The 10,266-nt window shown below is 74.2% G+C and carries 2 protein-coding genes; both read right to left on the reverse strand.

Annotation, left to right across the window (positions count from 1 at the left end):
* The coding region (locus CcI49_RS44025; RefSeq protein WP_158230898.1) for a type I polyketide synthase at nucleotides 1–7,359 on the reverse strand (7,359 nt) is incomplete at its 3' end.
* Nucleotides 7,360–7,383: 24 nt separating this feature from the next.
* Nucleotides 7,384–10,266, reverse strand: a 2,883-nt coding sequence (locus CcI49_RS39185; protein ID WP_131831305.1) for a type I polyketide synthase, incomplete at its 5' end; no start/stop codon positions are given.

Consider the following 10,266-nt stretch of genomic DNA (forward strand, 5'->3'; position numbering starts at 1 on the left):
ATCACCCCCCACCGCCACCCCACCCGACACCGTCGACACCACCGGAACCGAAAGAACCCCGAACTCCAGCCCCTCCAACACCCCCCGAAAACCCTCCACCACCGGCTCCATCAACACCGAATGAAACCCCCGATCCACCGCCAGCCGCCGACCCCCACCAAACCTCCCCACCACCCCCAGCACCGCMYCCTCCTCACCCGCCAACACCACCTGCCCCGGACCATTCACCGCCGCCACCGACACCCCCTCCCCCAACAACGGCAGCACCTCCTCCTCCCCCACACCCACCGCCACCATCACCCCCGGAACCGTCCCCTCCATCAACCGACCCCGCGCCACCACCAACCGACACGCATCCACCAACCCCAAACCCCCCGCCACATACGCCACCGCCACCTCCCCCACCGAATGACCCACCAAAAACCCCGGACACACCCCCCACGACTCCCACAACCGAAACAACGCCACCTCCAACGCAAACAAAGCCGGCTGCGCGAACACCGTCCGCTCCAACACCGAACCCGGACCCCCGAACATCAAACCCCGCAACGAACCACCCACCCCCACCAGCACATCACCCAACAACCCATCCAACACCCCACACACCTCATCCAACACCCCCGCGAACACCGGAAAACCCTCATACAAACCCCGCCCCGCACCCACCCGCACCGACCCCTGACCCGAAAACACAAAACCCAGCCCACCCGAACCGGCAACCCCCCGAGCCACCTCCACACAACCAGCACCGCCAGCCACCTCAGAACCCGCCAACAACACAGCACGATGACCAGCCACACCGCGCGACGACACCAGCGAAAAACCCACATCCACCGCCCGGGAATCCCCACCAGAACCGGCGGAGAATTCCCGAAGCCGCGCCAGCTGGCCATCCAAAGAAGCACCGCTCCGCGCCGACACCACCCACGGAACCACCCCCACATCACCTCCGGAAACACCCTCCACAGCCGATCCCGGAGCCTGCTCCACAATCACATGAGCATTCGTCCCRCTGATACCGAAGGAAGACACACCCGCCCGCCGCGGCCCCCCCGTCACCGGCCACGGGACCGTCTCCCGCGCCACCTCCACCCCACCCACCGACCAGTCCACCCGCGACGACGGTTCACCCACCCGCGACGACGCCGGCACGATTCCGCGCCGCACCCCTTCCACCATCTTGATCAGGCCCGCCACACCCGCCGCCGCCTGCGTGTGACCGATGTTCGACTTCACCGAACCCACCAACAGCGGGAATCCCCCGGCCCGCTCACCGCCGAAGACCTCCAGCAGGGCGCCCAGCTCGATCGGGTCGCCCAACCGGGTCCCGGTGCCGTGTCCCTCGACCACATCCACTTCGTCCGCCGAGACACCCGCGGCCAGGAGCGCCGCCCGCAGCACCCGCTCCTGCGCCACCCCCGACGGCGCCGTCAGACCATTCGACGCACCATCCTGATTCACCGCCGAACCCCGCACCACACCCAACACCGACCGACCCGCCGCCACCGCATCCGACAACCGCTCCAACACCAACAGCCCCACCCCTTCACCCCACCCCGTCCCGTCGGCGGAGTCCGAGTACGACTTGCAGAGGCCGTCGGCGGCGAGGCCGCCCTGCCGGCTGAACTCGATGAACGGATCAGGGGTCGCCATCACCGCGACACCGCCCGCGAGAGCCAGCGCGCTCTCCCCCGAACGCAGCGACTGGCACGCCAGGTGGATCGCCACCAACGACGACGAGCACGCCGTGTCCACCGTCACCGCCGGCCCCTGCAGGCCCAGGACGTAGGCGAGACGCCCGGACATCACGCTGGTGGCGGTGCCGGTGAGCAGGTAGCCGTGCAGCTCCGGCGGGGCCTGCCGGATGGTCTCCGCGTAGGCCATCTGGGCGGCGCCGATGAACACGCCCGTCGGCCCGCCGCGCAGGGAAGTCGGGTCGATGCCGGCCCGCTCGAACGCCTCCCACCCCACCTCCAGCAGCAACCGCTGCTGCGGATCCATCCCCAGCGCCTCCCGCGGCGAGATCCCGAAGAACGCCGCGTCGAAATCCGCCGCCCCCCGCAGGAACCCGCCCTGGTTCGGCATCGAGTCCCAGCGGGAGAGCCCGTCGAGGTCCCAGCCGCGGTCGGTGGGGAACGGGGACATCCCGGATGCTCCGGCGGCGACGAGATCCCAGAGCGCCTCCGGCGAGTCCACCCCGCCGGGCAGGCGGCAGGCCATCCCCACGATGACGATCGGGTCGTCGTCCGCGGCGGCGCGCGACGCGGGGGCCGTGGGTGCGGTGCTCCCGGGCGCGGGGGCCAGTTCGAGAAGGTCCGCGCGAAGCAGCCGGGCCATCGCCTCCGCGGTGGGATGATCGAAGACGACGGTGGTGGGCAGCCGCACTCCGGTCGCCGCGGCGAGCCCGTTGCGCAGCTCGACGGCCGTCAGCGAGTCGAAGCCGAGCTCCCGAAACGGGCGGTCTGGCTGGACGGCGGCCACGGAGCCGTGCCCCAGCACCCGCGCCACCTCCGCGAGGACCAGGTCGAGGACAATCCGCTGCCTTTCCTGGTCGGGTGCCTTTCGGAGTCGTTCGACCAGGGCGGAACGCGCGGCTCGGCCGCCCTGGTCGGGTGTGTCGCTCCCCGGCGCCGACCCGTCCGCGGCCACGGCCGCGGCCGCGGCAGCCGCCTCCGGCAGCTCGGCGAGCAGCGGGCTGGGGCGGCGCGCGGTGAACACGGCCAGGAACCGGCCCCAGTCGACGTCGGCGATCACGACCTGACCGGCGCCACGCTCCAGTGCCGCCGCCAGGGCGGCGATGGCCCGACTCGGCCGCATCAGCACCAGGCCCTGCCGGGTCAGCATCGCGGAGGCTTCCGGTGTCGCGGCCATCCCGGCCTCGTCCCAGGCCCCCCAGGCGATGGCGGTTCCCGGCAGCCCGCGGCCGCGCCGCCGCTCGACCAGTGCGTCCACCATGGCGTTCGCCGCCGCGTACACGCCCTGCCCACCACCGCCCCACACACCGGCTATCGACGAGAAGACCACGAAGAAGGACAGATCCAGGCCCGTGGTCAGGTCGTCGAGGTGCTCGGCTCCGCGCACCTTCGCCGGGACGTCCTGGGCGATCTGGGCGACATCGCACTCGTCCAGGGAAGCGAACCGGGAGACACCGGCCGCGTGCACGACGCCGACGAGCGGTCGCTCGGCGGGAATCCCCGCGAGCAACGCCGCCACCGCCGTCCGATCGGCCATGTCGCAGGCGACGATCGTCGGCCGCGCGCCGAGGTCGACGAGCTCGCGGGCCAGCCGCGCGGCGCCGGGGGCCGCGGAGCCGCGCCGGCTGACCAGGACGAGGTCGCGGACTCCCCGGCGGGCCAGCCAGCGGGCGACCTCGCCGCCCAGGCCTCCGGTGCCGCCGGTGACCAGAACCGTGCCCGACGACGGTGGCACCCAGCCCCGCTCCGCTCCGTCCGCCGACACGCCGTCCGCCGGCGGGCCGTCCGCCGACGCACCGGCCGCACGCCGCAGCCTGCGTCCATGCGTGCCGTCGGCACGGATCACGACCTGGTCCTCGTCGCCGGCCCGGCCGGCCAGAACCGCGGTGAGCCGGGCGAGCACGACCGGCTCGAGCTCGTCAGGCAGGTCGATCAGGCCGCCCCAGCGGTCCGGGTACTCGAGCGCGGCGACCCGGCCCAGGCCCCAGAGACCCGCCTGCTCGATCCCGCGCCGATCCGCCACGTCCGGTCCGACCGCGTTCCTGGTCAGGGCCCACAGCGGCGCCCGGACGCCGGCATCCCCCAGCGCCTGCAGCAGCAGGACGACGCGGGCGAGAGCCACCGGCACCTCGGCCTCGCCCGCGGCCCCGGCCTCCTTGTCGGCCCCGGCCTCCTTGTCGGGCTCGGCCTCCTTGTCGGCTCCGGCCTCCTTGTCGGGCTCGGGCTCGTCGAGCCCGACCAGCGCGACCACGACGTCGAAGGCGGACTCGGACGCGAAGGTGGACTCGGACGCGAAGGTGGACTCGGCGGGCGGCTGGGCCTGCCGCAGGCGCTCGGCCAGTGCGCGCCGGTCGAGCCCCACCGATCCGGCCGGAGCCTCCAGCGTCAGGGTGACCACGCCGGGCCCCAGCGCATCGATCACGGTGTCGGCCCAGCCCTCGCGGTCCGCCTCCGTGCCGAGGACCACCAGCGTGCGGGCGGTGAATCCGCTCGGGTCACAGCCGCCGGCCGGGCTCGGTTCGCCGCCCGGTTCGCCGGGGTTCGCATCCGAGGCGCCGCCGGGGGTACCGGCCGGCCCGTCGAGACGGGACCAGCCGATCTCATAACACCAGGCCGCCGTGGYCGCGGCCACCCGCCGCCTCGACCGCCACGACGACAGTGCCGGCACCATCGCGTCCACCCAGGGCGCACCGTCGCCGAGCCCGAGTGCGCGCGTGACCGCGCCGACGTCCGTCCGCTCGACCGCCTCCCAGAACTCCTCGTCGGCCGCCACGACGGCGGGGTCCGAGCCACCACGTCCAGGCGTGCCGCCGGCTTCGCGCAGCTGGTCGGGAGCCGGCCAGTATCGCTGTCGCTCGAAGGCATAGCTGGGCAGGTCGACGAGGTCCGCTCCGGACGGAGCGATCATCCCGGACCAGTCGACCTCGTGCCCGCGGACGAACAGCCCGGCCACCGCGGTCAGGATGGTGGCCTGCTCGTCCCGGTCGGTACGCAGCGTGGGCGAGACGGTGCCGGGCCACCCGAGTCCGTCCTGGACGAGGGCCGACAGGGTGCCGTCCGGCCCCACCTCGATGAGGTCGGTGACACCGTGGGCGCGCAGGTACTCGACCGCGTCGCCGAAGCGGACCGTGGCGCGCAGGTGGCGTGCCCAGTAGTCGGCCGAGCCCAGTTGCTCGGCGGTGGCCAGCTCGCCCGTCACCGTGGACACGACCGGGATCCGCGCACCGCCGGTGGGCGGCGCCCCGTCGGCGCACAGCCCACCGGCGGCCGTGCGGAGGCCCTCGACCAGCGGGTCCATCTGCGGAGAGTGCGCGGCGTAGCCGATCCGCAAGGTCCTCGCCGAGGCGAAGCGCCGCGCCACCGCGGCCACCTCGCCCTCCGCACCGGCGATCACCACCGATTCCGGGCCGTTCACGGCCGCGATCGACACCCCCTCCGTCAGCAGCGGCAGCACCTCCGCCTCCGACGCACGCAGCGCGACCATGACCCCGCCGGCCGGCAGGCCCCCCGTCAGCCGCCCTCGTGCCACCACCAGCCGGCAGGCGTCCGGCAGGGAGAGGAACCCGCCGACATGCGCCGCCGCGATCTCGCCGAAGGAATGCCCGACCAGCAGCCCCGGCCGGACTCCCCAGGATTCGACCAGCCGGAACAGCGCCACTTCCAACGCGAACAGGGCCGGCTGCGCGAACTCGGTCCGGCCCAGGATCGGCTCGGGACCGTCGAACATCAACGCGCGCAGCGGACGACCCAGCGCGGCGTCGATCTCCGCGCACACCGCGTCGAGCGCCTCGGCGAACACCGGATACCGCTCGTACAGGCGGCGCCCCATACCGACCCGCTGCCCGCCCTGGCCGGCGAACACGAAGCCCAGCCCACGCTCCGGACGCACGACACCCCGCGCGGCCTCAGAGACCGACACCGAAACCTTGTCGCCACCGCCACCGCCACCGCCACCGCCATCGCCACCGCCGCCATCGCCGCCGCCGCCGTCGCCGTCGCCGCCGTCGCCGTCGTCGTCGCTGGGAGCGCGCTCGCCGTCCGCCAGCAGTACCACCCTGTGGTCGAACAGCGACCGCGACGAGACCAGCGAGCAGCCCACGTCGACCGGCGACGCACCGCCCGCCGCCGACCGCAGCCGCTCCACCTGGGCTGACAGCGCCGCCGCGCTCTTCGCCGACACCACCCAGGGCACCAGTCCGTCCACCGGGCGCTCGCCAGCCGTGCCACCGGCACGGCTGGCGCGCAGGGCGGTGCCTCCCGCCGGCAGGTCGGTGGCCTCGGCGGGCAGCTCGAGGACGACGTGCGCGTTCGTCCCGCTGATCCCGAACGACGACACCGCGGCCCGGCGTGGCCGGCCCGCATCGGTGCCCGGCCACGGCCGCGCCCGGGTCACCAGCTCGATCCCGCCCGCCGCCCAGTCGACGTGCGGGGAGGGCTCGCCCACGTGGAGCGTCGGCGGGACGACGCCGGCGCGCAGGGCCATGACCATCTTGATGATCCCGGCGACCCCGGCCGCACCCTGGGTGTGCCCGATGTTCGACTTGACCGAGCCGACGAGCAGCGGGCGGTCGGCGGGCCGGCCCGGCCCGTAGGCGGCCTGGAGTGCCGCCGCCTCGATCGGGTCGCCCAGTGCCGTCCCGGTCCCGTGCGCCTCGACGACGTCCACGTCGGCGGCGGTGAGCTGGGCGCTCTCGAGTGCGCGGCGGATCGCCCGCCGCTGGGCCGCCCCACTGGGCGCGGCCAGGCCGTTCGACGCGCCGTCCGAGTTCACCGCCGAGCCGCGCACCGTCGCCAGGATCCGGTGGCCGTGGCGCCGCGCGTCACTCAGGCGCTCCAGCAGCACCAGCCCCACACCCTCGCCCCAGCCGGTGCCATCCGCCGCCGCGGCGAAGGCCTTGCACCGGCCGTCCGCCGCGAGCCCCCGCTGGCGGCTGAACTCGATGAACGTGGTCGGCGCGGCCATCACCGTCACCCCGCCCGCCAGCGCCATCGTGCAGTCGCCGGCCCGCAGCGCTGCCGCGGCCAGGTGAACGGCCGCCAGCGACGACGAGCAGGCGGTGTCCACCGTGATCGCCGGGCCCTCCAGCCCCAGCGCATAGGCGAGGCGCCCGGAGGCGACGCTGCCCGCGCTGCCGGTCGCGAGGTAGCCCGCGGCGGTCTCGTCCGCCAGCCGGCTGCCGTAGTCGCCGTACATCACGCCGACGAACGCGCCCGTCAGCGTGCCGCGGGACGTCATCGGGTCGATGCGGGCGTGCTCGAACGTCTCCCACGCGGTCTCGAGCAGCAGTCGCTGCTGTGGGTCCATCGCCAGCGCCTCGCGCGGGCTGATGCCGAAGAACGCCGGATCGAAGTCACCGACGCCGTCGAGGAAACCGCCGTGACGGGTGTACGAATGACCGCCGCGGGCCGGGTCCGGGTCGTAGAGCGCGTCGACGTCCCAGCCGCGGTCGCGGGGAAACTCCGAGATCGCGTCGACGCCCGCCTCGACCAGGCTCCACAGGTCGGCCGCCGACCGGACGCCGCCGGGGAACCGGCAGGCCATACCGATGATGGCGATCGGCTCGTGCGCCGCCTCGGTCAGCCGCCGGGTCTCCCGCCGGAGCCGCTCGTTCTCCAGCAACGACGCGCGCAGCGCCGCGGCGACCTTGTCTGGCGTTGTCACCATGATCAGCTCCGGGCGTCGGGCGGGTCAGGAGTCGGTGTCAGCGAGCGCGAGGCGGACCAGCTCGTCGAGATCCGCGTTTCTGATCACATCCGAGCTGTCCGGTGGCGACGGCGGGGACGGTGGGGACGGTGGGGAGGCCTGGTCGCCGTGCGCTCCGGCGAGCCGCAGGACGACATCCAGGACGCCGGCCTCGCGGAACCGGTCCAGCGGCACCGCGGCGATCGCCTGCCGGAGATCGGCGTCCCCTGTGCCGACGGCGGCACCGACGTGACCGGCGGCTGCCGGCTGGTCGGACGGATCGCCGGCGGGGACGAGCTCCGCGCGCAGGTGCGCCGCCAACGCCGCCGGGGTGGGATGGTCGAAGACCAGGGTGGCGGGAAGCGGCAGCCTGGTGGCACCGGCGAGGCGGTTACGCAGCTCGACGCCCATGAGCGAGTCGAAGCCGAGGTCCTGGAAGGTTCCGCCGACCGGGACCGACCGGGCGTCGGCGTGACCGAGCACCGTCGCCGCCTGCTCACGGACGAGATCGAGGAGCACCGCCTCCCGCTCGTCGTCGGCGAGCTCGGCGAGGCGGTCGAGGGCACCGCGCGGCCCAGGGGTCGGCCGGCCGGCGGATCCCGACTCCGACGCCGACACGGGAGTCGCCGGTGGCACGGGCGCGTGGGCGGGCACAGGCCGGCCCTCCACCGGGATGACCTCATGATCCAGTCGGGCGGCGACGACCGCTGGGCGTCCGGCCTGCAGCGCCTCGTCGAACAGGACGAGTGCCGCCGCCTCGCTCATCGGCAGAATCCCGGAGCGGGCCATCCGGGCACGGTCGGCCGCGCCGAGGTGCGCCGTCAGCCCGCCGCCGCCCTCCCACAGGCCCCAGGCGATCGAGACCGCGGGGAGCCCGTCGGCCCTGCGGTGGCGCGCCAGCGCGTCCAGGAAGGCGTTCGCGGCGGCGTAGTTGCTCTGGCCCGGAGCGCCCAGCGTGCCCGCCACCGAGGAGAACAGCACGAACGCGGCGAGATCCCGATGCCTGGTCAGACGGTGCAGCTCCCATCCCGCGTCGACCTTCGGGCGGAGCACCGCGGTCAGCCGATCCGCGTCGAGCCGGTCGAGCGTCGCGTCCCGCACCACCGCGGCCAGGTGAACGACCGCGGTCAGCGGATGTCCGGCCGGCACCGAGGCCACCAGGTCGCGCAGCGCTGTCGGGTCGGCGCAGTCACACGCCACGATCGTCACGGTGGCCCCGGCGGCACCCAGCTCCGCCAGCAGCTCGGTGGCACCGGCCGCCGCGAGACCCTGGCGACTGGCCAGGACGAGACAGCGCACCCGGTGCCTGGACACGAGATGCCGTGCCAGCACCGCGCCGAGCGCCCCGGTGCCGCCGGTGATCAGCACCGTCCCGTCAGGGTCGAGACTCGGCACCGCGGAACCGCCGGCGGACGGGCCGGGAACGCGCACGAGTCCGGGTACGAACGCTCGCCCCGCCCGCAGCACCGTCACAGGAGCGACCGCGGGCGCGGGCGCGACCAGCACGGCCGGCAACGCACCGACGCTGCCAGGATGATCGTCGACGTCCACCAGCACGATCCGGCCCGGGTTCTCCACCTGGGCGGACCTGACGAGGCCCCACACGGCGGCAGACGGCAGGTCGGGGCGGCCATCGCCGGAACCGCCGCCGGAACCGCCGAGGGAGCCGTCGGTGGCGGCGTCACCGGAACCGCCGACAGCGACCGCGCCCCGGGTGAGGACCACGAGCCGGCAGTGGACCAGCTCCTCGGCGGCCAGCAGCTCCTGCAGCGCCCGCAGCACCCCGGAGATGGTGACGTGGGTCCGCTCGACCACGTCGTCCACGTCATCCGTGCCGTCCGCGCCGCCCGCGTCGCCGCCGGGCGGAATCCCGCCGCCGAGCCATGCGCCGGCCTGGCCGCCACCGCCGACGGCACACCGCAGGAGGATCGTCGTGGGTGTCGGTGCCCCCGCCACGATCGCCCGCCGCAGCTCACCAGGGTCCGCGTACACGACAGCGGGCCGGCCGATTCCGGCGACGTCCGGTCCGTGCACTCCGACGACCGCCCAGCCTCCGGTCGACGGCGCGGCCGGAGCCTCTGTGACCGGAAGCGACAGCGGTGACCACATGAGCTCGTGGAGCCGCCGGCTGTCGGCGTCCGCCCCGGCGAGCGACTCCAGCTTCAGCGGACGCAGCGTCAGCGCGGCGACGGCCAGGACGGGCGCGCCGGTCTCGTCCGCCACCGCGAGGGCGTACCGCCCGGGCCCGGCGGTACTCACCCGCACCCGAAGCGCGCCCTCCGCCGCGCCGTAGGCGGTCACTCCGGCCCAGGAGTACGGCAGGTCGACGGTCCCCGACGCGGACCCGGTGCCGCCGGTATCGGTAGCGGCGGCCTCATCGTTAGCGGCGGCATCGGTGCCTGGTGCGAGCACATGCAGCGCCGCGTCCAGCTGGGCGGGATGTACGAGGTGGCCGGCCGGGTGGTCCCCGGCGTGACTCGACGAGTCCGCGACGGGATCGAGGGTGGGATCGAGGGCGGGATCCGGGGCAGGGCGGTCCACCTCGGCGTAGAGGTCGTCGCCGTGCCGCCATGCGGCGCGCAGCAGCCGGAACGCCGGGCCGTAGCCCAGTCCACGCTCGGCCAGCAGCGGATAGAGACCATCCAGGTCGAGGGGTTCGGCGTCACGCGGCGGCCAGACCGTGTCGTCCCGCCGCATCGCCGCCTCCCCCTGGCCGCCGGCGGCGAGTTCACCGGTGGCGTGCAGCACCCACTCCCCATCACCAACCCGGCTGTGAACCCCCACCGAACGGCGACCGGACCCGTCCACCGCCCCCACCAGCACCTGTATCTCCACCGCCGCGTCAACCGGCACGGTCAACGGCCGTACCAACACCAGCTCACCGATCCC

Source organism: Frankia sp. CcI49 (assembly GCF_001983215.1).
GTDB lineage: Bacteria > Actinomycetota > Actinomycetes > Frankiales > Frankiaceae > Parafrankia > Parafrankia irregularis.